We start from the raw sequence: 23,111 nt of genomic DNA, 5'->3' as shown, positions 1-23,111 counted from the left end.
ATCCTTTCGATCTTTCACCGGGCGAGGGGTCCGGCTGCTTTGACGTGTACGCGTACGGCGGGCTCGGAGAGATAGCTCAGCGGCACCTCGAGGAGATCGACGATCTCGACGCCGGAGGGATCCGCCCCCGCCGCCACGGCTCGCGCCACCGCCTCTTCCTTGGCCCTTTCGATCGCTTCTGGCCGACTATCTCCCGCAGGCAAGATCGTATCGACTCTGCCACTCGCGAGGGCGATGGCCGCTCCCACGGCGTTGGCCACCTCGGCGTGCTCGGGGCGGATCACCCGGCTCACGCCCGGGATGCGGGCGGGCAGGATGAACGCTCCGCCACCGACCGCGACCAGGGGCCGGTCGGTCCTGCCGAGCGCCATGCGATCCACGGCGTCGATGACCATCTCGTCCGCGACGGCGATCGCCCTCGCCAGGATGTCGGCGATCGTTTCCGTCCCGTCCCGCGCGACCGGCCCTCCGCCCGGCCCGTCGCCCGCCGCCGCTGCCCGCGCGTCCGCGCCGTTCCGTCGTGCGGCCGCGCGGGCCAGGACGGCCGCGGGGAGACGCCCGCGCCATGCGGCGGCCCCCGGCGGGGTGCGGCCCGCCGCCACCGCCGCGTCGGTCATCGTCGCCGTGGCCCCGCCGAAGACCAGCGCCTCACCGGCGATCCGGTAGCCGACCGAGTCGGGGCCGACCCCGCGTCCGCGCACCACGCTCCCGCCACCGAGGGCGACGGAGAGGATGTCCGGCATGCGGAAGTTGGTGAGCACCCCGCCGATCTCGACCGCCGCCGCCGACTCGCGGGGGAAGCCGCCGGCCAGCACCCCGAGATCGGTGGACGTGCCGCCGACGTCCACCACGACCGCGTCCGCCACGCCGGACAGCAACGCGGCGCCGCGCAAGGAGTTGGCCGGGCCCGACCCGATCGTCGCGACCGGCAGCCGCGCGGCGTGCTCCACCGTCATGAGCGTGCCGTCGTTCTGCGCCAGGTACGGGCGCGCGTCCAGCCCGCGCTCGGCCAGGACGGCGCTCAGCGCGCCGGTCACGTGGGCGGCGACGCCGTAGAGGGCGGCGTTCAGCACGGTGGCGTTCTCGCGTTCGAGCAGCCCCAGCGTGCCGATCTCGTGGCTCAGCGAGACCGGCAGGCCGTACTCGGAGGTGACCAGCTCGGCGACGAGCCGCTCGTGCCCGTCGCTCGCCGGGCTGAAGACGCTGGTGACGGCCACCGCGTCGGCCTCCACGCCGTCCAGGAAGCGGCGGACCGCGCCGAGGTCGGGCGCGCTGATCTCGCGGCCGTCGACGTAGTGCCCGCCGGGGACGACGGCCTCCCCCGCCGACACGGCCTCGCGCAGGTCGTCCGGCCAGCCGGAGAGCGGGGGCACGGCGGTGGTGGCGGGCGCGCCGAGCCTGAGCACGGCGACCCGGCCGAGGTTCCCGCGCTCCAGGATCGCGTTGGTCGCGTGGGTGGTACCCAGCATGACCCGGCCCACCCGGCTCCGCACGCCGCCGTCCGGCGTCCGCGGTCCCGCGGCCCCTTCCAGCTCCGCGAGCACCGCGTCCATGGCCGCCCGCAACCCTCCGGTCACGTCCCTGCTCGTCGGCCGCTTGGCCTTGGCCACCACCCGGCCGTCGGCGCCGAGCACGACCGCGTCGGTGTTCGTGCCGCCGACGTCGATCCCCATCCGCAGGTCAGCCATGCGCCGTCAGCTCCTCGACGGGTACGTAGTCGAGGTCGTAGCCGAACGCCACGGGCCCGGCCGTCTCCAGCCCCCTGGGCGTGCGCCAGAGCGGGTCGCAGGGCCAGGCGAGCACGCTGACGCGCTGGCCGTACCGCAGGCTTTCCGTCTGGACGGCGGCGGCGGTCTCGGTGTCCACGATCGTGATGAGGTCGGGGACCATGGCCCGCACGGCGCCGTCCTCGACGGCGACGAGGTTCTCGTTCTGCAGTTCCACGGTGAGGCGGCGGCCGCGGTCGTCGCCGGTGCCCTCGATCGTGGCCGTCCCCCGGACGAAACCGCCGGTGGTGCGCCGCTCCACGTCGGTCAGCTTGCCGGTGATCAGGCGTACCGCGCCGAGCCGGTCCTGGAGCGCTCCGAGCGGGTCGGCCGCGCCCTCCGTGGCCCTGCCGATCGCCAGCGCGCGGGTGACCGTGCCCTCGATGACCGCGCCGCGGGCCCGGCCGGCGGTCAGGACGTAGTCGGCCATCAGCGCGTGCGAACCGGCGGCCACGCACACGGCCCGTGCCAGACGCTCGGACCAGAGCCCGTCGATCGGGCGGATGGTCACGACGTTCCCCACGATGTCAGACATGATCACCAGGTCGGCCGGGATCCCGGCCACGTACATCGACACCATCTGGACCTCGGGGAACGCCCGGCCCATGCCGTCGGCGTCGAGCAGCGGCACCCCGAGGCGCGCGGCCCAGGCTACGGGTGCGACCCCGTTCGAGCCGCCGATCTCGGAGGACATGATCGCGCTCGGCGGCCGGCCGAAGAGCCGCTCCACCTCCTCGGCGACGCGCTCGGGCTCGTCCTCGCCATGGATCATCTCGTGGCCGACCGTCGGCGCACCGATCCCGGACAGCGGCACGACCAGCGCGTCGCCGGGCAGGTCGGCCAGCTCGACCAGCGGCACCTCGCCGTACGCCCGGATGGCCCTGACCGCGGCCAGCGACCCCGTACGCACGTCTCCCCCGCCACCGGTGCCCAGGATCGCGCACCCCCGGGCGAGCGCCGGGATGTCACTCTCGTCAATGCTCATATGGCTGCACAACCAAGCACATGCCGCACCAATGCGCCAGTCTGACATGTGCGGCATAAACGCGTTGCGCCGTCACGCGTACGACCGCCATGCTCGATACCGGCACCTGATCCAGCGAAAGGACCTCCCATGACCACCCGGCGAATGCGCATGCGGCGCCGCACGGGCGTGTCCTGGGCGCGTCGGGGCTGATCTCCGCCCCCGGCCCCGCCCGGGCGTCTTCCCAGGCGGGTGGGGGCGCTGGTGTGCCCGGCGATTTCATGCGTCGCTCCAGGCGGGTTCGATTCCCGCACCCGCCACGGGCCCTCGTGGCGCAGCGGAGAGCGCGCCTGTTTCCGAAACAGGAGGCCGCTGGTTCGATTCCAGCCGGGGGCGCTGGTACATCTGAGGTGAGCAGCCGGGAGGACACATGCGGATTTCGGTGGCCGCCGACAGCAAGGACGGCGTGGCCGAGCGGGTCGTGGCGGAGTTGCGCAGGCGCGGGCACGAGGTGGTCGCCCACGGCGCGCTCGGCGACGGCGAGCGCGCCGACTGGGCGTGGGCCTGCGAACTCGCCGCGAGAGACGTCAGCGAAGGGCGTGCCGACCAGGCGGTCGTCTGCTGCTGGACGGGCACGGGCGCGTCCATCGCGGCGAACAAGGTGCCCGGCGTCCGCGCCGCGCTCTGCGTCGACGCCTACACCGCCGACGGCGCCCGCACCTGGAACGACGCCAACGTGCTCGCGCTCAGCCTCCGGCTGACGTCCGACGTGGTGCTCGGTGAGATTTTCGACGCCTGGTTCGAGGGGCGGCCAAGCACCGACGCCGCCGACATGGCAAACGTCTCCCATCTCGACGAGATCTGACTACGCTCGGGCCGCATGTCCATTCTGCGGTGCACGCATTGCGGGGAAGAGGCGCTGGAGCCCGGATTCATCATGGATTCCGGCCAGAGCTCCCAGGGATACGTCAGATGGGTGGAGGGCGCGCTCGAACGCGGCCTGTTCGGCGGAGCCAAGCTCTTCGGCCGGCCCAAGTGGCAGGTCGAAGCCTACCGCTGCCGTACGTGCCACCATCTCGAACTCTTCGCCCGCAACCCCAGCTGACCCGATCACCCAGCCCGTCCACCCCGGGCCTCCGTCACCCTGGATGACGTCCGCGCCCCCGCCGGCGGTCCGGAACCGTCACAGCGGCGACACGGAAATCGTCGGTCCGGCCGTTTAGGGTGCTGGGCATGACCGACGTGCTGATCCGTGGCGGGCACCCCTGGGGGCTCGGCGCACCCGCCGACGTCCTCGTCCGCGGCGGCCGCGTCGCCCGGGTCGGCCAGGGCATCGACGCGCCCGCCGCCCGGGTCGTCGACGTCACGGGTCAGCTGGTGCTGCCCGGCCTCGTCGAGGCCCACTGCCACCTCGACAAGACGCTTCATGGCGGGCCATGGGTGCCCCACTCGGCCGGCGACACGCTCGCCGGCCGCATCGGCAACGACCTCGCCCGCCGGGCCGAGCTGGGCGTGCCGAGCGTCGAGCGGATCGGCGCGCTGCTGGAGCGCATGAGCGCGGCCGGCACCACCCATGTGCGCACCCACACCGACATCGATCCCGAGGTCGGCCTGCGCGGCGTGGAGGCCGTGCGCGAGGCCGCCGCGCGCTCCCCTCTCGACGTGCGCCAGGTCGCCTTCCCGCAACACGGCGTGCTGACCAACCCCGGCACCGCCGAGCTGCTCGAAGAGGCGCTGAAGGGCGGCGTCGAGGCGGTCGGCGGGCTCGACCCCGCGGGCATCGACCGCGACCCGGTGCGCCACCTCGATCTGATCTTCGGCCTGGCCGGGCGCTACGGCACGCATCTCGACATCCACCTCCATGACGGCGGCTCGCTGGGCGGCTGGGAGCTCGAGCTCATCACCGAGCGCACCAGGGTGCTCGGGCTGGGCGGCCGGGTCACGGTCAGCCACGCCTACGCGCTCGGCCAGCTCGACGAGCCCTACGTCGACCGCCTGGCGCAGGGCTTCGCCGACGCGGGCGTGGCGCTGGCGACCGGGGCCGTCTACAACTACCCCGTGCCGCCCATCAAGAAGTTGCGGGCCGCGGGCGTCACGATCGCGTGCGGCCACGACGGCATTCGCGACCTGTGGGGCCCCTACGGCAGCGGCGACATGCTGGAGCGGGCGATGCACGTCGCCTACCGCAGCACCTTCCGCGCGGACGAGGACATCGAGCTGGCGCTGGAGGCCGCCACCTACGGCGGCGCCCGCGCGCTGGGGCTCGCGGGCTACGGCCTGGCCGAGGGTGACCGGGCCGACCTGGTGGTCGTGCCCTCGGGAGGCCCGGCGGAGGCCGTGGTCGTTCACCCTGGGCGCACTCTGGTCATGAAAGACGGCGTAGTCCTGCACAATTGACCGGCGGGACCATCGAAAGGCAGGCAAGTGCTCTCTATTCACCAGCGGATCGCGGCAGAGCTCGGCGTACGCGACGGGCAGGTGCAGGCGGCCGTCGATCTGCTCGACGGCGGCGCGACCGTGCCGTTCATCGCGCGATACCGCAAAGAGGCCACCGGCGCCCTCGACGACGCGCAGTTGCGCACGCTCGAGGAGCGGCTGCGCTACCTGCGCGAGCTGGAGGAGCGCCGGGCGGCCATCCTGGAGTCGATCGAGTCGCAGGGCAAGCTCGACGACGAGCTGCGCGAGCAGATCATGGCGGCGGAGACCAAGGCCAGGCTCGAAGACATCTACCTGCCTTACAAGCCCAAGCGGCGCACCAAGGCGCAGATCGCCCGGGAGCTGGGGCTCGAACCGCTGGCCGACCAGCTGCTCGCCGATCCCGCGTGTGACCCGGCGGCCACCGCGGAGGGCTTCGTCACCGAGGGGGTGGCCGACGCGGCCGCGGCTCTCGAAGGCGCGAGGGCGATCCTGGTCGAGCGCTTCGCCGAAGACGCCGACCTCATCGGCGCCCTGCGCGAGCAGCTGTGGAACCGTGGCCGGCTGGTCTCCAAGGTGCGCGAGGGCAAGGAGGAGGCGGGGGCCAAGTTCTCCGACTACTTCGACTTCGGCGAGCCGTTCACGAAGCTGCCCTCCCACCGCATCCTGGCCATGTTCAGGGGCGAGAAGGAAGAGATCCTCTCCGTCACGCTCGAGCCCGACGACAGCCCCGACTACGAGATGCGCGTCGCCTCCCGGTTCGGCGTCTCCGACCAGGGCCGACCGGCTGACAAGTGGCTGACCGAGACCGTTCGCTGGGCCTGGCGCACGCGCATCCTGGTGCACCTGGGCATCGACCTGCGCATGCGGCTGTGGCAGGCCGCCGAGGACGAAGCGGTGCGGGTGTTCGCGGCCAACCTGCGCGACCTGCTGCTCGCCGCGCCGGCCGGCGCGCGGCCGACGATGGGGCTCGACCCCGGCCTGCGTACGGGCGTGAAGGTCGCCGTGGTCGACGCCACGGGCAAGGTCGTCGAAACGGCCACGATCTACCCTCACGAGCCCAAGCGGCAGTGGGCCGAGTCGCTCGCCGTGCTGGGCGCGCTGGCGCAGCGGCACGGCGTCGAGCTGATCGCCATCGGCAACGGCACCGCGTCGCGCGAGACCGACAAGCTGGCCGGCGAGCTGGTCCAGCACATGCCGTCGGTGACGAAGATCGTCGTCTCCGAGGCCGGGGCCTCCGTCTACTCCGCCTCGCCCTACGCCTCGCAGGAGTTGCCCGAGCTCGACGTGTCGCTGCGCGGGGCGGTCTCCATCGCCCGCAGGCTGCAAGATCCGCTGGCCGAGCTGGTCAAGATCGACCCCAAGTCGATCGGCGTCGGCCAATACCAGCACGACCTCGCCGAATCCAAGCTCTCCCGCTCGCTCGACGCGGTGGTCGAAGACTGCGTCAACGCCGTGGGGGTCGACGTCAACACCGCGTCGGCGCCGCTGCTCACGCGCGTGTCCGGCATCGGCTCGACGCTGGCCGAGAGCATCGTCCGCCACCGCGACGCCAACGGCCCCTTCCGCGCGCGCTCGGCGCTGAGGAGCGTGCCCAGGCTCGGGCCCAAGGCGTTCGAGCAGTGCGCCGGCTTCCTGCGCATCCGCGGCGGCGACGACCCGCTCGACGTGTCCAGCGTGCACCCTGAGGCCTACCCCGTGGTGCGGCGCATCCTCGGCGCCGTCAAGAGCGACCTCAAGACGCTGATCGGCAACACCGCGGCGCTGCGCTCGCTCAGGCCCGACGACTTCACCGACGACACGTTCGGCCTGCCCACGGTCACCGACATCCTGCGCGAGCTGGAAAAGCCGGGCCGTGACCCGAGGCCCGCGTTCAAGACGGCCACCTTCAAGGAGGGCGTCGAGAAGCTCTCCGACCTGACGCAGGGCATGATCCTGGAGGGCGTCGTCACCAACGTGGCCGCGTTCGGCGCCTTCGTGGACGTCGGCGTGCACCAGGACGGCCTCGTCCACGTGTCCGCCATGTCCCGCACCTACGTCAAAGATCCCCGCGACGTGGTCAAGCCCGGAGACATCGTGCGTGTCAAGGTCCTCGACGTCGACATTCCGCGCAAGCGCATCTCCCTGACGCTTCGCCTGGAAGACGAGATCACCACCCAGTCCCCGGCCGACGGCTCCCGCCGCGGCCCCGGCCGCCAGGGCCCCCGCGGCGCCGACGACGGTCGCGACAGCGGCCGAGGCAACGGCGGCCGTGGCGACGGCCAGCGCGGACGCGGCCAGGGCGGCCGCGGTGACGGTCAGGGCGCTCGTGGTGACGGCCAAGGCGGCCAGGGCGCTCGTGGTGACGGCCGAGGCCAGGGCGGTCGCGACGACCGTCGCGGCGACGGCGGCAGGGGCAACGGGCAGCGCGGCAACGGCGACGGCCAGCGCGGGCGCGGCGGCCAGCGCCGTCCCGCACCGACGGGCGCCATGGCCGAGGCCCTGCGCAAGGCGGGCTTGGGCGGCGACAACCGCTGACCATCCCGGCCCGACGCCGGCCCTCGCGAAACGCCGCCCAGCGGCTTCCGGCGAGGGCCGGCATCCCCGCCCCGGCACCGGACAGGTCTTCCCCGGCGAGGCGCACGCCCCCGGCCAGCCCTGACCTTGGACACGCCTCCCCGCGACGCCGATGCCTTCAGCGCCCGCGAGTTGGTGAGGGTCGTCGTAGGGGTTGCAGATGTTGTGCCGCCACTGCACGGCTTCCCGGGACGCACGTGCCGTTGCCCGAGTTGGCATCCCAGGCGTAGAGATCGGCGTGGTGGGCGCCGTCGGAGGAGCGGCGGAACCAGCAGTTGTCGATGTAGACCTCGCCGGTCTTGTCGGTTCCCGGCCAGCACCTCACGCCGTTGTCGAGGGACCTGACGACCGGCGGCGGGGGCACCGGCTCGCTGCTCGCCGCGGCCGGCGACGCGGCGGTCGCGCCGCCGGCCATCGACAACGCGGCGGCAATCGCGACGCATATGCGTGGGCTTTGGGTGCGCCGGGCCCAGCGGAGGACCCTGCGGAGCGCGCGTTCAGCCGGCTTGCCTTGCTCCTCGCCGAATCGGGAGGCCCGTACGGTTCAGGAGTTCACCCCGAGGCCTGACGGTGGTTACGGAGCTTCGCGCGCACCTCGTCGGCGTCGGGGTGGGAGAGCTCGTCCAGGATGGCCAGCGCGTCCTGCCAGGCCAGTCGCGCCGCCTGATCGTCGTGCAGGGTGGCGTGCACGTCGCCGAGGTGGAGGAGCGTCTCCGCCTCCGTCACGCTGTCCCGCCCGGTTCGCAGGAGATCGAGGGCCTGGCGGTGGCACGTGATGGCTTCTTCGTGGTGGCCGAGGTGGTGGTGGGCGTACCCGAGAGCGTCCCATGCCGCGCCCTGCCCACGCGCGTCGCCGATCTCCTGGAACAGGGCGAGCGCTTGCCGGCAGCAGCTGACGGCCCGGTCGCCGTCGCCGAGGTCGGCGTACAGCCGTCCGAGCCCGCTGAGCATCTCGGCCTGCCCGTGCGGCACGTCCGCGACGCGGTACAGCTCAAGGGCGAGCCGCATGTGGTGGGCGGCCTCGTCGAGGTCACCGCGCTGCCCGTGGACCCAGGCGAGCGTATGATGCGCCTCCGCCTGCGCCGCCTCGTCGTCGATCTCCGCCGCGAGCTCCAACGCCCGCTTCGCATGGGTGTGGGCGTCGTCGTACCGCGCGAGGCTGCTGGACGCACAACCCAGGGCCAGGTGTGAGAGCACCTGCTGGAAGGTGTCGCCCCGCCGCTTGGCGGCGGCGAGAGCGATCGTCTGGATGCCGGCGAAGTCGCCCCACTGGGCCTGCCAGTCGAGGAAGTTCTCGAGAGTCCAGGCGATCTGCCAGGCCGCCGCATCGAACCCGGCGCCCACCGACAGGTCGATGGCCGCGAGAAGAACGGAACGCTCGTCGGAGAACCAGGCCTCGGCCTGCCGGCTGCCGGTCAGATCGCCGATCGTGACACCGTGAACGGGATCGTCGAGGGTGATCTCGCGGCGCGCCGGGTTGATCAGCAGCGCTGCCCGGCGGCCCGTGTGCACGTAGTGGTCGAGCAGGCGGCGAAGAGCCCTGTGCGCTTCGGCGCTGCTCTCCTGCCCGCGTACGAGCTCGTTGGCGTACGCGCGAAGCAGGTCGTGGAAGGTGAAGCGGCCGGGACGGTGCTCGATGAGCAGCTGCGCGGCGGTGAGGGTGGCCAGCAGGGGCCGCACCTGGGAGACGTGGATGCCGGCGAGACTGGCGACGGCGGTGAGCGAGACGTCCGGGCCGGGGTGGAGTCCGAGAAGCCGGAAGAGCTGGGCCGCGCCCGCGGAGAGCCCGTCGTAGGAGACGGCGAACACCGCTCTGAGGTCAGTGGCGGGATCCGGGCCCGAGAAGGCGTCGAGGGTGCTCTCGGCGTCGCGCAGCCGCTCGGCCCACGCACGGAGCGGGAAGTCGGGTTGGGCGGCGGCGCGGGCGGCCATCACCGCCAGGGCAAGCGGGAGCCGCGCGCAGCGAGAGATGATGGCGTCGACGGCCTCACGCTCGGCGACGACACGATCGTCGCCGAGCCGGCGAGCAAGCAACTCGCGCGCTTCGACCTCGGTGAGCAGGCTCAGCGGGATCGGCCGGGCGGCCTGGGCCGCGACCAGGCCGGAGAGCTGGTTGCGGCTGGTGATCAGGGCGAAGCAGCCTGGTGAGGCCGGCAGCAGCGGCCGTACCTGTTCCTCGTCACGAGCGTCGTCAAGGAGAACGAGCATGCGCTTTCCCGCCAGGAGGCTGCGGTAGAGCCCCGCCTGGGCGTCCACGTCGGCAGGGATCCGCTGCGGTGGCACTCCCAGCGCGTCGAAACACCGGCGCAACGCCTCGGCCGGCGACAGCCCGTGACCGAGCGGGTCGTGGCCACGCAGGTTCACGTACAGCTGGCCGTCGGGAAATCGCTCGGCGACCCGGTGCGCCCAGTGCACCGCGAGCGCGGTCTTGCCGATGCCGGCGGTGCCGGAGACCGCCGAGATCACCACGGCGGGCGCGTCGCCGCTCTCGCCGTCGGGCAGCAGCTCGTCGAGCAGCTTGACCTGGTCCCCCCGTCCGACGAAGTCGCGGGTGGCCGCGGGAAGGTGGCGCGGCACGACCGGTACGTCCCGTGGCCCGTGCCCGGCGAGCGCGGCCGAAGCCGGCGGCGGGCCCGGCACCGGCCCGGCCTCCGGATCGGGTGCGCCGGCAAGCATCTGCCGATGCAGTCGTTGCGCGCTCGCGCATGGCTGGATGCCCAGCTCCTCGTCGAGAAGGTGGTACAGCCGCTGGTATTCGGCCAGCGCATCGGCCTGGCGGCCCGATCGGTACAGCGCGAGCATGAGTCGTTCGCGGAACGACTCGCGCAGTGGATGTTCGGCCACCAGCGCCGTCAGCGCACCGATCTGATCGGCATGTCGGCCGAGCGCGAACTGGGCGTCGATCCTGTCCTGCACGGCCCCGAGGCGTCGTTCCTCCAGCCGTGGCCGTTCCAGGAGGATCAGCGGGCCGGTCGTGTCGCCCAGTGCGGGACCCCGCCACAGCTCGAGCGCGGCGCCGAGATCGCGAGCAGCGTCGGCCGGCCGGCCGTCGGCGAGCGCGGCACGTCCGCGCTCCGCGAAGCGCTCGAAGACAGCGAGATCGCTCGCCGTCTCGTCCAGGCGCAGGACGTAGCCCGAGGAGCGGTACACGAGTGGAGTCTCGCGGCCGGTGTGCCTGCCCAGCGCTCGGCGTAGCTTGGACGCCATCTGCTGGATCTGGTTGGCGACCGTTGCCGGCACGTCCTCGTCCCACAGCGCCGAGATCACCCGATCGACGGAGACCACACCGTTCGCGTTGAGCACCAGAAGCGCGAGGAGCGCGCGCTGTTTCGAACCGCCAAGCGGCACCGGCGCCCCGTCTCGACGGACCTCGACAGGCCCGAGAATGCGGATCTCCATGCTGCCCCACTCTTCGCCTGTGATCAGGATAGGGGGCAGGAGCGAGGGAAAAGGGGCGCGCGTCAGCGAGGTACGGTCGGATGGTGAGCACAGAGGCGTTTTCCACGGCTGTCGTCCAGGCGCGTGACCTGCTCAGGTGGCGTTCGCCCTTGCGGACCGAGCTCTGGGCGGCCAAGGTCACGGCCGGGTTGGATCCGGCGCAGATCCGGCCGTTCCTGAGCGAGCTGGCGGTGGACGGCGGTCCGGAGGCGCGGCTCACGCTGGTCGCCATCGCGGCGGTCAACGCGGGCCGTCCGCTGTCTCCTCCCGACGCCCCGGGTTTGCCGGACATGCCCGCCCCGGCGGGTGACGCGACGACGGGGGCGGGTGTCGAAGTGTACGCCGAGGCCGCTCGCGGGCTGGCCGGGACGCTCGCCGGGTGGGTGCGCCGGATGGGACGGGTGACGTGCGAGGGCGCCTGGTACGGCAAGGCCGACCCGTACGGCGAGCAGGTCCTGGCCGTGCTCTCCTTCCGCTACGACAACGGCAAGGAGCCGCACCTCCTGGTCGTCGGCATCGACCAGCCGCAAGGCGGGCTGGCGGTCGACGCGCTGGTCGAGGAGGTCAAGTTCCTTGACGATCTGGGGCTGGAGGGGGCCGAGTCCGGAACGGTGGCCGGGCGGATCCTGGACGCGTTCGAACTGGGTGACCGGATCATGGGAGCGGAGGTCGCGGACACGCTGGCGAGCGTGCGGCCGCTGGCGATCACCCGGGCCCAGGGCGTCCCGGGGCTGGTGCGTGGCGCGTCCGACGACATCTTGGCCCGGTTCCGGGACCTGCCGGAGATGCAGGGGGCGGGGGAGGCGTTCGAGAAGCTGGCCGAGTTCGTCGGGGACCGGCCGCGGTGGTGGAGCCCGCAACGGGTCTCGGCGTTCCTGACGTCGTGGTTGCCCCGGGAGGCGATCCTTTCGGAGGCGGCCATCGCGGCGATGCCGGAGGTGGTCAGGGCGTGGAGTCGTTTCAGCGGCGACCATCCCGCGGTGCTGCGCCGGATCGACGAGGACGCGCCGCGCCTGCCCGCGCTCATGGCCGACGACTCCCTGGCCGGTCTGGGCAAACGCATCGCCCAGAACCGCCTCTGACCCCTGATCAGATCCGAGCCGACACATCCCCAGAACCGTCCCTCACCCCTGGACGAGGCTGTACCGCCCCTCGGAAGCACAGGACTGGGCGGGTAGGTCACCTGGGCGGATCAGTGCGGTCCCAGTTCCCCGACATTGCAGTTGTTGCTGGAGACATTGCGGTATTCCTGGCCGTCGCGGTTTCCGTAGACGGCGCCGTTAAAAACGGATGGGACCCGTTCCACTCCCGGTCCGCCCCATCCGGTCTTTCCGTCACCGTTCTTGTCGTACCAGGTCTCGAAGTGCAGGTGAGGGGTATTGCCGTTCGTCCCCGTGCCGCCCACCTGTCCCAGCACGGAACCGCGGGTGAGCCGGTCGCCGACCTTGACGCTGCGGACCCGCAGATGGATGTAGACGGTGTACCACCCGCCACCGTGATCGATCTTGACGCTGTGCCCGGCGCCGTTGCTCCACTTCGACATGACCACGGTCCCGGCAGCCGGCGCGATGAGCTTGGATCCGTTGGTTGCTCTCTGCGGTTCCCGCACCATGTCCAGTGCCGGCGCGTGGCCCCAGGTATTCAGACGCCACTTCTGCTCGCACGGGAACGGGAGCTGCATGGCTGGACGCGGCCCTCTTGCGTGCGAAGCGTCGGCGTGGGCCAACTGAGCGGGCCCGACCAGCCCGACGCCGGTGAGTACGGCCAGCGTGAGTGCGGCCAGCGGTTTGCGGATTTCCCCCGTCATGTGTATCCCTCCTGCGCTTGATCACATCCGGTGGAACCAGTGTGAGACGAGGGGGTTATCGCGCCGCTTATGCGCAGGCTTTGGATTCGCTGCGTTCGATCCGGGGCTCGACACTTGAACGACGGTTGAGTACTCTCTTCAGAGTAAAGAATGTGACTTGGAGGAAACATGCCTGAACATGACGAATTGTCAGCGGAAGCCGCCCTGCGCGAAGTGAACCGCGCGCAGAGCGCCGTACGAAGGACGGGCCGACGGGGCGCGATCTTCTTCCTGTCGTTGTGGCTGATCACCACCGCCTACTGGCTGGCCGAGCTGTTCGGCCCCGAGGCGGTCCAGGACTACAGCGGCCTAGGGCTCCTCCTCGTCGTCGGCGTGGTGCTCGGCGCTCGCCTCGTCTTCCGCGAGCGGGTCTACAGTCGGCTGATGTCCCGGATCGTCTACCCTGTCACCGGGGCATTCGTGGGGACGGTCGTGCTCGCGTCCCTCTACAACATGTTCCTGCGCCCGATTGAGCCGGGGCCGGAGTGGGTGGTGCCCGACGTCGTGGTCGCGCTGATCGCGGGCGCTCCCCTGCTGTACGGCGCGGTGCGCGTGTTCCGCTCCGGGGAGTGATCGGTGAGCCATCCTCGGCACGCGCTCGACGAGATCATCCACGCGCCGGTACGGCTGTCCATCACGGCCATGCTCGCGGCGGCGGAGACGGTCGAGTTCAGCTACCTGAGGGACACGATCGAGGTCAGCGACTCGCTGCTGTCCAAGCACATCCAGACGCTGGAGAAGGCGGGTTATGTGCGGGTGACGAAAGGCTTCGTCGGCAAGCGTCCTCGAACCTGGCTGTCGCTGACCGACGCCGGGCGTGACGCCTTCCAGAGCTACATGGCCACACTCCGGCAGATCACGGATGGCACCCCTCGCGCATGAACGCGGGAAGTGACTGATCATCCCGAAAGGTGGATCGATATGTGCGCGGCATTGAGGTGAGTTCACGTCCCCGAATCCGCGGGTGACCGACTCGCCCGAGTTCGGGCGCGCCGTCCGCGTGGCGCCGGGTTACGTACGGGATGACCCTCCCGCTGTGGACCGGGCTCAGAAGGCGTAGCGGATGCGGCAGTAGGGAAGCCTGGTGGTGATCAGGTCGGTGAGGGCGGCCACGTAGCGTCCCTTGAGGCCGGTGCGGTAGCGGACGTTCCAGCCGCCCGTCTGCGACCGTTTGGCCTGCTGCACGTCCGGCCGCCACAACACCTCCTCCGCCTGGGGATGCCAGCCCAGGTTGACCTCGTGGAGGCGTTCGTTGTGGGTGAGGAACACGATCTCGGCGGCGAGCTGCCGGCGTGCCTCGGGGTTGAGGGCGTCGTCGAGTTGCTCCAGCAGTTCGGCCCAGCTCTCCAGCCAGCCGTCGCGGACCACGACCGGGCTGAGGTTGACGTGCACTTCGTACCCGGCGGCGACGAAGTCGTTGATCGCCGCGATCCTGTCGGTGAGGGGTGAGGTGCGGATGTCGAGGAGCTTGGAGTCGGCGGCGGGCATGAGGCTGAAGCGGATCCTGGTACTCGACCGAGGGTCCCAGTCGAGCAGGTCGCGGTTGACGTACTTGGTGGCGAAGCTGGCCTTGGCGCCGGGGAGGTCGCGGAACGTCTCCACCAGGTCGCGGACGTTCCGGGAGATCGTGGCGTCGACGGAGCAGTCGGAGTTCTCGCCGATGTCGTAGACCCAGTCGTGGGGATCGACCTGGTTGGGCTCGGACTTGACGCCCTGCCGGGCGGCGTGACGCCGGAGGTAGGCGATGATCTTGTCGATGTTGGCGAAGACGGTGATCGGGTTGCTGTATCCCTTGCGGCGCGGCACGTAGCAGTAGGCGCAGGCCATCGCGCAACCGTTGGCCGTGGAAGGGGCGATGAAGTCGGCGGAGCGGCCGTTGGGGCGGGCCGTCAGCGACTTCTTCACCCCGAGCACCAGCGCCTCGGTCTTGATGCGCACCCATCGGGCGACGTTGCGCTCGTCGCCGTAGAGCTCGGGGATGCGGTGGTGGCCGGCGATCTCGATGAGCTCGGCGCCGGGAAAGCGGGCGAGGATCTCCTGGCCCCGGGGCAGCTCGGCGGCCGCGGGCTCGAGGTAGATGCGCCGGATGTCCAGCAGGTGGTCACGTGTGGTGATGCTCATGTCACTCCTGCTGCCAGGCTACCCGGACTGGTCCACCGGGCAGGCATACGCGGTTCTGGAGGCGAGCTGCCAGGTCCGTACGGCGGCCCCGCACCGGCGGCAACGTTCACGCTTGCAGACCCGGCGCTCGTCCGGGGCGTCCGGGTCGCTGACGACCTGCCCGGCGTCCCTGCCGAGCGGCATGTACGCGGTCGCCGCCTGCCACATCCCGCGCAGCGGGTCGGGGCCGAGCGAGGCACGCGGGCCGAGCGGCTCGCACTGGATGGGGGCGATGAGGTCGTACGCCACCTCGTCCGTGGCCAGCCGGAGCCGGGTGCCGCGTTGCGGGACGGCCGACGGGTCGGCGTGGCGCAGGAAGAGGCCGCGCATGCCCAGGTGCACGTGGATGGCTCGGGCATACCTGCGATCTACCCGCCGAGCTGGGACGAAGCGCTGGACAGCAGCATGTCGAGCGCCGTCGGGTAGGCGCTGTCGTTCATGCGGGCGACCAGGAGCGGCGCGGTGGCGGCGATGTTGGGGTGGGTGGTGGCGGGCAGCCGCGCGTACGTGTCGCGCCACACTTCCTCGTCGGCCTCCCGCGCCGCCTTGGGGAGCGCCAGGGTGGCGGCGTCGAGGATGGCGAAGGCCAGGCTCTGGTCGATGAACGCGTGGTAGATCCGGACGGCGTCGTCGTCGGGGAAGCCGGCGCCGCGCAGGATGCCGAGGATCGTCTCGTCGCCCGCCACCTCGTTCGGCCGGCCGGTGACGCGGCTGGCGGTCAGCAGGGCGGCCTGCGGGTGGGCGAGGTAGGCGTGGTGGATGCGCAGGCCGAGGTCGCGCAGGTCGGCCTGCCAGTCGCCGGTGGCCGCCCAGCCGGCCATGGCGTGGCCGTACAGCTCGTCCGCGATCGCGAGGACGAGGTCGTCCATGCCGCGGAAGTAGCGGTAGACGGCGCTGGCGTCGGCCCCGAGCGCGAGGCCGAGCCGGCGGGCGCTGAGCCCTGCCGCGCCGTGCTCGCGCAACATCCGCAGGGCGGTCTCGACGATGAGCCGGTGGGTCAGGACCTGCCCTTGCTTGGTGGGGCGCCGCCGCCTGCGCGACGTCTCGCCGACCATCCGTTCGGTCATGGCCCGCCCTTTATGTCAACACCATTGACGTTGATGAGCCTACCGGCATGGGATGGACGACACGCCCCTCGAATCCACTTAGAAGGGGATTTATCGTCATGCGCATCCTTCTCGTGGGATCCGGCGGTGTGGGCACCGCCATCACCAGGATCGCGGCGCGCCGCCCGTTCTTCGAGCACATGGTCGTCGCCGACTACGACCTCCCCCGCGCCGAGGCGGCCATCACCGCGCTGGGCGAGCGGGCGGGCAGGTTCACCCCCGCCAGGGTCGACGCCGGCGACACCGCCGCCGTGGCCGCGCTGCTCGCCGTACACCGCTGCGACGTCCTGCTGAACGCCACCGACCCCCGTTTCGTGCTGCCGCTGTTCGAGGCGGCGCTCGCGGCCGGAGCGGACTATCTCGACATGGCGATGTCGCTGTCGCGGCCGCACCCCGACCGGCCGTACGAGGAGGTGGGGGTGAAGCTGGGCGACGAGCAGTTCGCCCGCGCGGACGCGTGGTCCGCGTCCGGGCGGCTCGCCCTGGTCGGCATGGGCGTGGAGCCGGGCCTCTCCGACGTCTTCGCCAGGTACGCCGCCGACGAGCTCTTCGACGAGATCGAGGAGATCGGCGTCAGGGACGGCGGCGACCTGACCGTCGAGGGTCACGCGTTCGCGCCGTCGTTCTCCATCTGGACCACCCTCGAGGAATGCCTCAACCCGCCGGTCGTCTACGAGAAGGGCCGCGGCTGGCACACCACTGAGCCGTTCAGCGAGCCGGAGGTCTTCGACTTCCCCGAGGGCATCGGCCCGGTCGAGTGCGTGAACGTCGAGCATGAGGAGGTCGTGCTGGTCCCGCGCTGGGTGGACGCCGGCCGGGTCACCTTCAAGTACGGCCTCGGCCAGGACTTCATCGACAAGCTCAGGGCCCTGCACACGCTCGGGCTGTCCGGCACCGAACCGGTCAGGATCAGGTCCGGCCAGGGCACCGCCCTGGTGGCCCCGCGCGACGTGGTCGCCGCCGTGCTGCCCGATCCGGCGGGGCTCGGCGACCGCATGCGCGGCAGGACCTGCGCCGGCACCTGGGTGAAGGGGGCCAAGGACGGGCGGGCGCGCGAGGTGTACCTGTACCACGTGGTGGACAACGCGTGGTCGATGCACGAGTACGGCTCCCAGGCCGTGGTCTGGCAGACCGCCGTCAATCCCGTCGTCGCCCTCGAACTGCTGGCCGGCGGCGTGTGGAAGGGCGCGGGCGTGCTGGGGCCGGAGGCGTTCGAGCCGCGTCCGTTCCTGGACCTGCTGGTGGCGTACGGCTCGCCGTGGGGCCTGCGCGAGCAGGAGGGGGCCGGAGGAAGCCGCCGGGAGCGGGCACAGGATCATTGAGGTGCGACGACCCGTACACCGGAGGTTGACCCCTTGAGCATCGCCGACGACCCCGACCGCGCACCCGCCCGCTCCCACCTCTATGCCATGGGCCTGTCGGACGAGGACATGCGCCGCCCCGTGGTGGGCATCGCCTCCACCTGGACCGGCACCATGCCGTGCAACCTGAACCACCGCGAGCTGGCCGCGCACGTGGCCGACGGCGTGCGCGCGGCGGGCGGGCTGCCGATGGAGTTCAACACCATCGCCGTCTCCGACAACCTCACCATGCACACGCCAGGCATGCGCGCCTCGCTGATCAGCCGCGAAGTGATCGCCGACTCGATCGAGCTCATGGGCCGGGCCCACTCCTTCGACGCCCTGGTGGCCATCGTCGGCTGCGACAAGACCGTGCCGGCCGCCATCATGGCGCTGGCCCGCCTCGACGTGCCCGCGGTCGTCCTCTACAGCGGCAGCATGCTGCCGGGCCGCTGGCGCGGACACGACGTCACCATCCAGGACATGTGGGAAGCCCTCGGCGAACGCGCCGTCGGCCGCCTCGACCAGGCCGAACTCGACGACCTGGCCCGCCACGCCTGCCCCGGGGCCGGCACCTGCGCCGCCCAGTACACCGCCAACACCATGGGCAGCGTCGCCGACTTCCTCGGCCTGGCGCCCTTCGGCATCGGCGACATCCCCGCCGTGGCCCCGGAGAAGGACACCGCCGCCCGCCACGCCGGCCAGATCGCCATGGAGGCGCTGGCCCGCGACGCCCGCCCCTCCCGCATCCTGACCGCCGACGCCCTGCACAACGCGATCGTCTCGGTCGCGGCCATGGGCGGCTCCACCAACGCCGTCCTGCACCTGCTCGCCATCGCCCGCGAAGCGGGACTTCCCCTCGCCATCGACACGATCGGCGAGGTCTGCCGCCAGGTCCCGATCATCACCGGGCTCAAGCCGAGCGGCGGCCCTCACACCGCCGCCGACCTGTGGCGGGCGGGCGGCACCTCCCTCGTCGTCCGCCGCCTGCTGGAAGCCGGCCTGCTGCGCGAGAACGTCACCCTGGTCGACGGCCGCACGCTCGCCGACGTCGCCGCGCAGGCCCGGGAGACACCGGGCCAGACCGTCGTGGCCGGCGCGGACCAGCCGTTCAAGGCCCGCGGCGCCCTGGCCATCCTGCGCGGCTCACTCGCCCCCGACGGATGCGTGCTCAAACTGGGCGGCAAGGACGACTTCCGCCACGAAGGCCCGGCCAAGGTCTTCGACTCCGAGGACGCGTGCATCGCCGCCATCGAGGCGGACCTCATCGTGCCCGGCGACGTGATCGTGGTCCGCTATGAGGGGCCGGCGGGCGGGCCCGGCATGCGCGAGATGCTCTCGATCACCGGCCCGTTGGTCGGCCGGGGCCTCGGCACCTCGGTGGCCCTCGTGACCGACGGCCGTTTCAGCGGGGTCTCGCACGGGCGGGTGATCGGGCACGTGGCCCCCGAGGCGTACCACGGCGGGCCGATCGCGCTGGTGCGCGACGGCGACCCGATCGTCATCGACAGCGCCGCCGCGACCCTCGACCTGCTGGTGCCCGAGGCCGAGCTGGAACGCCGCCGCGCCGCCTGGCAGCGGCCGGAACGCGAGGTCGAACGCGGCGTGCTGACCAAATATGTGGCCACCGTCCGCTCCGCCTCCGACGGCGCGGTCACCGCCTGAGCCCGGCGGCGAGCTCCGCGAGCTCGGCGACCTCGGCATGGTCGGCGGGCGGCTATGCTGCCCATTGACGTGTGCCTGCCCCGGAGAAGGAGATTCACGCGATGTACAAGGAGTTCGCTGTCGAGGCCGTGATGTGGCTTGTCCCGGTCGTGGTGCTGATCGGGCTGGCGCTCCTCGTCACCGCGTAGGCCCGAGGGCCGGCCGCGACGCGGCCGGCCCTCGTCCGTCGTCTAGCGGTAATACCTGTAGTAGGTCGTGGTGAAGACGTGCCGGTTGTAGTCGCTCCTGCCGGCGAGATACCGGTTGTAGGCGCGGGAGAGGCTCCTGGACCGCACGGTGCACGAGGCCCAGCGGGTCTTGCGGGCCCTGATGGTTCCGACGTTGTCGTAGCACGTGCCCACGTGCCTGCCGTTGACCTTGAGCCGGGCCTTGAGCCTGACGTTGAAGACGGTCGTACGCGAGATGTTCTTGATTCTGACCTTGACCCGGCAGGTGTGCCCGCACCGGCCGAAGGAGATCTTGCCGCGAATGAGATGAGGCTTGGCGGTGACCGCGACCGCGCCGGCCGAGGACGCGCCGGCCGAGGACGACGTCGCGCCGGCGGGCGCGGCCATGAGCGAGGTAGCCGCAGCGGCGACTAAGAACGTTCCAACCAGACTTTTGATCATGATTTCCCCCAGTGATGCCGTCGCCATCCCCCTGTGGCAGCGACCGGTATCCAGTCGATTACAACAAGAATCCGGAAATACCAACATTTCACCAAGGCGATCTGATATGAAACAGTTACATTTTTATGCTGGGCTTATACCCGGATGCCGGAGATGCCCAGCCTGCTGAGCAGGGACAGCACGGCAGCAGACGGCCCTTCGGCTGGGCCCTTTGCCGGCACTCAGTCGGTGAACGGCGGCACATCGCCCGCTTCGTTGAGCTCGGCGATGGCCAGCTCGGCCGTGCTGCGGATGTCGAAGAACTTGTCGAGCGCGGTGATCGCGAACAGGTGCTTGCAGCGGCCGTTGAGCCCCGACAACAGCAGCCGGCCCCCTGAGGCGGTGACGGCCTTGTGCAGGTAGACCAGCACGGACAGGCCCGAGGAGTCGCAGACGCTGACCGCCTGCATGTCGATGACGAGCAGCGGAGGCTGGGTCAGGTCGAGAGCCTTGGTGACGCGGTCGCGAACCTCCGCGGCGGAGCCGAAGTCGAAATCCCCCGTCAACCGCGCGATGACACAGGGTCCCTGGAGTCCGAGGCTTATCGACAAGGCCTGCTCCGAAGTCACCCAGCTCCACCTACCTGCGTTGCTTGCCCGATCCAACCACTCTACGAGAAGTAGCGCTTCGGGTTGAACACCAGCATCTGCTCAATCTGGCCATCGGTCACACCCGAGTCGAGCAGTGCGGCCAACACGTCGTCGTGAATGTGATCGTAGCGCCAGTTGGGCGCGAGCGTGGCGCGGGCGTCATCCCAGGCACCGCCGAAGTAGTCCATGAAACAGGCGGTGTCATGACTGAGGACCATACGGTCGGCGTATCCGCGCTGACAGAGCTCCGCGATCGTGGCCACCCGCTGCGCGGTCGAGTTGTAGACGTCCAACCCGAAGCGGTCCATTCCGAGGGTCGCGCCGGTGTCGGCCATGCGCATGAGGTAGTCGAGGTCGTTGCTGTCCCCCGCGTGCCCGACGATCACCTTCCCCAGGTCGGTTCCCTCCTCGGCGAACAGGTCGAGCGCGAGAAGTCCGCTCTGGGTGAACGCGTTGGTGTGGACGGTGATCGGCGCGCCGGTGCGCGCGTGCGCCCGCGCGACCGCCCGGCAGATGCGCTCGACGCCGGGCGTCAGGCCCTTGGCCTCGACGACGCACTTCAGGAACGCCGCCCTGACCCCGGTGTCGGCGATGCCGTCGGTGAGGTCGCGGACGAAGTCGTCGACCATCGGGTCGGGCCCGTCGAGGAACAGGCCCGGGCCCCGGTGCTCGTACTGGTGCGGCAACTCCTCGAAGGAGTAGAGGCCGGTGGCGACGATGATGTTCAGGCCCGGCACCTGCTCGGCGACCCGCTGGACGCGCGGGATGTAGCGGCCCAGCCCCCACACCGTCGGGTCGACCAGCGTCCGCACGCCCTTCGCCGCCACCGCGTTGAGCTTCCCGACCGCGTCCGCCACCCGGAACTCCTCGTCCCACCACGCGCCCCTGCCGTAGTTGTCCAGGTGTTCGGCGGCCACGACGAAGATGTGCTCGTGCATGAGGGTCTGCCCGAGATCGTCAACGTCCACGGGACCGCGCAGGGTGTCGACGGTGGGCATGCGGCGCCTCCATACCGGCGGGTCTGGTGCGCGCCAACCTAGGCTGGCGACCGCCCGCCGTCAACACCGGCTCGCGGGGCGTCACGGGGCCCGGCGGTCGGCACGGCCAGCCGCCGGAACAACGGCTCCGGCCGGGGCAGCCGCCCGTCACCCGCAAAAGTCACGGCCGCGGCCACGCGCGCCGCCGCCGTGGGCAGGAACGGCTCCAGCTGTACGGCCAGCGTCCGGCACGCGTGCACCAGCGTGGCCAGGGCAACCTCCTGGCCGGCCCGCGACCGCGCCCAGGGCCGGGTCCGCTCGACGTACCGGTTGGCCTGCTCGACCAGCGCCTGCACGGCGCTCGCCGCCCGCCGGAAGTCGAAGGCCTCCAGCGCCTCGTGCACCGCGTCATCCACGTCGAACGGCACTTCTTCCCGTGCCTCCACGGGGACCCGGCCGTCCAGGAACCGGTGCACCATGGTGACGACCCGGTTGACCAGGTTGCCCAGCCCGTTGGCGAGGTCCTCGTCGGCGCGGGCGGCCAGCCGTCCTTCGGTGAAGTCGGCGTCGCCCACGCGCGGCACCTCGCGCAGCAGCCACCACCGCACGGCGTCGACCCCGTACGCGTCCACCAGCGCCACCGGGTCGGCGGCGCCACCGGACGACTTGCTGATCTTGCGGCCGTCCGCCGTGAGGTAGTCGTGCACGAAGATCCCCGTGGGCAGCGGCTTTCCCGCGGACAACAACATGGCGGGCCAGTAGACGGCGTGGAAGCGGATCACGCCCTTGCCCATGAGGTGCACCTTGCGCGGCTCGGCCACCCACCAGCGGTCGTAGTCGCCGCCTTCGAGCGCGGTGACGTAGTTGGCGAGAGCGTCCCACCACACGTAGACGACCTGGCCGGGATCGCCGGGTACCGGGATGCCCCACCCCCGGGCGCGGGCGGCGGACCGCGAGACGCTGATGTCGTCCAACCCTGCCTCGATGAACGCCAGCACCTCGTTGCGCCGGGCCGCCGGCTCGATCCTGAGCCGCCCGCCGCGGACGAGGTCGAGCAGGATGTCCTGATAGCGGGAGAGCCGGAAGAACCAGTTCTGCTCGGAGACGAGCTGCAGCGGGGCCTCGTGGCCATCGGGACAGGGCCCTTCCGGGTAGAACTGCTCGCAGCCCACGCAGTAGAGCCCCTCGTAGTGCCGCTGGTAGAGGTCGTGCCGGGTGGCCTCCCAGATCCGCTCGACGCCGGCACGGTGCCCCGGATGGCTGCTCGTCCTGATGAACGCGTCGAAGGACAGGTCCAGCGGCCCCCGCAGCGCCTCGAACGCGGCGGCGTTCCTGTCCACCAGCTCCCGCACCGGCACGCCCTCCGCCTCGGCGGCCAGCACGTTCTTCAAGGAGTTGTCGTCGGTGCCGGTCTGGAACCGCACGGGCTCGCCCCGCCGCCGGTGGTGCCGGGCCAGCACGTCGGCCTGGACCAGCTCCAGGGCGTGCCCGAGATGCGGGCGGGCGTTGACGTAGGGGATGGTCGTCGTGATGTACATCGGATGCCTCCAAGGGGCCCCGGACACGACGAGAGGCCCCGCT

Annotated in this window: 21 protein-coding genes and 2 tRNA genes; 11 read left to right on the top strand and 12 right to left on the bottom strand. The window is 71.3% G+C overall.

Going from position 1 to position 23,111, the window contains the following annotated elements; translation table 11 throughout:
* Nucleotides 1-14 precede the first annotated feature (14 nt).
* Both ACTWPV_RS36370 and ACTWPV_RS36365 read right to left on the bottom strand, forming a co-directional pair.
* Nucleotides 15-1,688, bottom strand: coding sequence for a hydantoinase/oxoprolinase N-terminal domain-containing protein (locus ACTWPV_RS36370; RefSeq protein WP_443155246.1), 1,674 nt, complete (start codon nt 1,686-1,688; stop codon nt 15-17).
* Nucleotides 1,681-2,751 carry a DUF917 domain-containing protein gene (locus ACTWPV_RS36365; RefSeq protein ID WP_443155245.1) on the bottom strand — a complete coding sequence of 357 codons (1,071 nt, stop codon included), beginning with the start codon at nt 2,749-2,751 and terminating at the stop codon, nt 1,681-1,683. The genes ACTWPV_RS36370 and ACTWPV_RS36365 overlap by 8 nt, the downstream gene beginning before the upstream one ends.
* Nucleotides 2,752-2,977: 226 nt before the next feature.
* On the opposite strand from ACTWPV_RS36365, the gene ACTWPV_RS36360 reads away from it, so the two are divergent.
* The 6 genes from ACTWPV_RS36360 (at nt 2,978) to ACTWPV_RS36335 (ending at nt 7,662) form a co-directional block, all read left to right on the top strand.
* Nucleotides 2,978-3,050, top strand: a tRNA-Met gene (locus ACTWPV_RS36360).
* A gap of 3 nt (nt 3,051-3,053) precedes the next feature.
* A tRNA-Arg gene (locus tag ACTWPV_RS36355) sits at nt 3,054-3,126 on the top strand.
* A 34-nt stretch (nt 3,127-3,160) separates the two neighbouring features.
* Entirely contained in the window at nt 3,161-3,595 is a 435-nt protein-coding gene (locus tag ACTWPV_RS36350) for an RpiB/LacA/LacB family sugar-phosphate isomerase (RefSeq protein WP_443155244.1), read from the top strand.
* 15 nt (nt 3,596-3,610) lie between these two features.
* A complete protein-coding gene (locus ACTWPV_RS36345; RefSeq protein ID WP_443155243.1) occupies nt 3,611-3,835 on the top strand; it encodes a PF20097 family protein in 225 nt (74 codons plus the stop codon).
* Between the two features lie 128 nt (nt 3,836-3,963).
* Complete coding sequence (locus ACTWPV_RS36340; protein WP_443155242.1) at nt 3,964-5,127, top strand: amidohydrolase; 1,164 nt, start codon at nt 3,964-3,966, stop codon at nt 5,125-5,127.
* Nucleotides 5,128-5,154: 27 nt separating this feature from the next.
* Nucleotides 5,155-7,662, top strand: coding sequence for a Tex family protein (locus tag ACTWPV_RS36335; protein ID WP_443155241.1), 2,508 nt, complete (start codon nt 5,155-5,157; stop codon nt 7,660-7,662).
* Between the two features lie 157 nt (nt 7,663-7,819).
* Here the strand turns inward: ACTWPV_RS36335 and ACTWPV_RS36330 are convergent, their stop codons facing one another.
* Nucleotides 7,820-8,122, bottom strand: a complete 303-nt coding sequence (locus tag ACTWPV_RS36330) for a hypothetical protein (protein ID WP_443155240.1) — start codon at nt 8,120-8,122, stop codon at nt 7,820-7,822.
* A 131-nt stretch (nt 8,123-8,253) separates the two neighbouring features.
* A complete protein-coding gene (locus ACTWPV_RS36325) occupies nt 8,254-11,100 on the bottom strand; it encodes an AfsR/SARP family transcriptional regulator (protein ID WP_443155239.1) in 2,847 nt (948 codons plus the stop codon).
* 149 nt (nt 11,101-11,249) lie between these two features.
* Here ACTWPV_RS36325 and ACTWPV_RS36320 point away from each other — a divergent pair, with 149 nt between their 5' ends.
* Nucleotides 11,250-12,221: a hypothetical protein gene (locus tag ACTWPV_RS36320; protein WP_443155238.1), complete on the top strand. Its 972-nt coding sequence runs from the start codon at nt 11,250-11,252 to the stop codon at nt 12,219-12,221.
* Between the two features lie 110 nt (nt 12,222-12,331).
* On the opposite strand, the gene ACTWPV_RS36315 is transcribed toward ACTWPV_RS36320, so the two are convergent.
* Nucleotides 12,332-12,946 carry a M23 family metallopeptidase gene (locus ACTWPV_RS36315; RefSeq protein WP_443155237.1) on the bottom strand — a complete coding sequence of 205 codons (615 nt, stop codon included), beginning with the start codon at nt 12,944-12,946 and terminating at the stop codon, nt 12,332-12,334.
* A gap of 168 nt (nt 12,947-13,114) precedes the next feature.
* Here ACTWPV_RS36315 and ACTWPV_RS36310 point away from each other — a divergent pair, with 168 nt between their 5' ends.
* Entirely contained in the window at nt 13,115-13,558 is a 444-nt protein-coding gene (locus tag ACTWPV_RS36310; RefSeq protein WP_443155236.1) for a hypothetical protein, read from the top strand.
* A gap of 3 nt (nt 13,559-13,561) precedes the next feature.
* Complete coding sequence (locus ACTWPV_RS36305; RefSeq protein ID WP_443155235.1) at nt 13,562-13,867, top strand: winged helix-turn-helix domain-containing protein; 306 nt, start codon at nt 13,562-13,564, stop codon at nt 13,865-13,867.
* 165 nt (nt 13,868-14,032) lie between these two features.
* On the opposite strand, the gene ACTWPV_RS36300 is transcribed toward ACTWPV_RS36305, so the two are convergent.
* Genes ACTWPV_RS36300 through ACTWPV_RS36290 form a run of 3 tightly spaced genes read right to left on the bottom strand, consistent with a single transcriptional unit; the run spans nt 14,033 to nt 16,212 of the window.
* Complete coding sequence (locus ACTWPV_RS36300) at nt 14,033-15,106, bottom strand: spore photoproduct lyase family protein (RefSeq protein WP_443155234.1); 1,074 nt, start codon at nt 15,104-15,106, stop codon at nt 14,033-14,035.
* A gap of 18 nt (nt 15,107-15,124) precedes the next feature.
* Entirely contained in the window at nt 15,125-15,475 is a 351-nt protein-coding gene (locus tag ACTWPV_RS36295; protein WP_443155233.1) for a hypothetical protein, read from the bottom strand.
* A gap of 38 nt (nt 15,476-15,513) precedes the next feature.
* Nucleotides 15,514-16,212 (bottom strand): TetR/AcrR family transcriptional regulator, encoded by a 699-nt coding sequence (locus ACTWPV_RS36290; RefSeq protein ID WP_443155232.1) that lies wholly within the window; start codon nt 16,210-16,212, stop codon nt 15,514-15,516.
* A gap of 98 nt (nt 16,213-16,310) precedes the next feature.
* Here ACTWPV_RS36290 and ACTWPV_RS36285 point away from each other — a divergent pair, with 98 nt between their 5' ends.
* Both ACTWPV_RS36285 and ilvD read left to right on the top strand, forming a co-directional pair.
* The gene (locus ACTWPV_RS36285; protein ID WP_443155231.1) at nt 16,311-17,573 is read left to right on the top strand and encodes a saccharopine dehydrogenase family protein; all 1,263 of its coding nucleotides are present in this window, start codon (nt 16,311-16,313) and stop codon (nt 17,571-17,573) included.
* Between the two features lie 33 nt (nt 17,574-17,606).
* Nucleotides 17,607-19,256: a dihydroxy-acid dehydratase gene (ilvD, locus tag ACTWPV_RS36280; protein ID WP_443155230.1), complete on the top strand. Its 1,650-nt coding sequence runs from the start codon at nt 17,607-17,609 to the stop codon at nt 19,254-19,256.
* Between the two features lie 230 nt (nt 19,257-19,486).
* Here the strand turns inward: ilvD and ACTWPV_RS36275 are convergent, their stop codons facing one another.
* From ACTWPV_RS36275 to metG, 4 genes are all read right to left on the bottom strand, one after another.
* A complete protein-coding gene (locus tag ACTWPV_RS36275; RefSeq protein WP_443155229.1) occupies nt 19,487-19,870 on the bottom strand; it encodes a hypothetical protein in 384 nt (127 codons plus the stop codon).
* A gap of 275 nt (nt 19,871-20,145) precedes the next feature.
* A complete protein-coding gene (locus tag ACTWPV_RS36270) occupies nt 20,146-20,532 on the bottom strand; it encodes an STAS domain-containing protein (RefSeq protein WP_443155228.1) in 387 nt (128 codons plus the stop codon).
* A gap of 41 nt (nt 20,533-20,573) precedes the next feature.
* Nucleotides 20,574-21,551, bottom strand: a complete 978-nt coding sequence (locus ACTWPV_RS36265; RefSeq protein ID WP_443155227.1) for a phosphotriesterase family protein — start codon at nt 21,549-21,551, stop codon at nt 20,574-20,576.
* Nucleotides 21,552-21,589: 38 nt separating this feature from the next.
* The gene (gene metG / locus ACTWPV_RS36260; protein ID WP_443155226.1) at nt 21,590-23,068 is read right to left on the bottom strand and encodes a methionine--tRNA ligase; all 1,479 of its coding nucleotides are present in this window, start codon (nt 23,066-23,068) and stop codon (nt 21,590-21,592) included.
* Nucleotides 23,069-23,111: the final 43 nt, after the last annotated feature.

Origin of the sequence: Nonomuraea sp. KM88 (assembly GCF_052245635.1) — a bacterium.
Classification (GTDB): domain Bacteria; phylum Actinomycetota; class Actinomycetes; order Streptosporangiales; family Streptosporangiaceae; genus Nonomuraea.
This window is presented reverse-complemented; position numbering and strand designations above follow the sequence as displayed.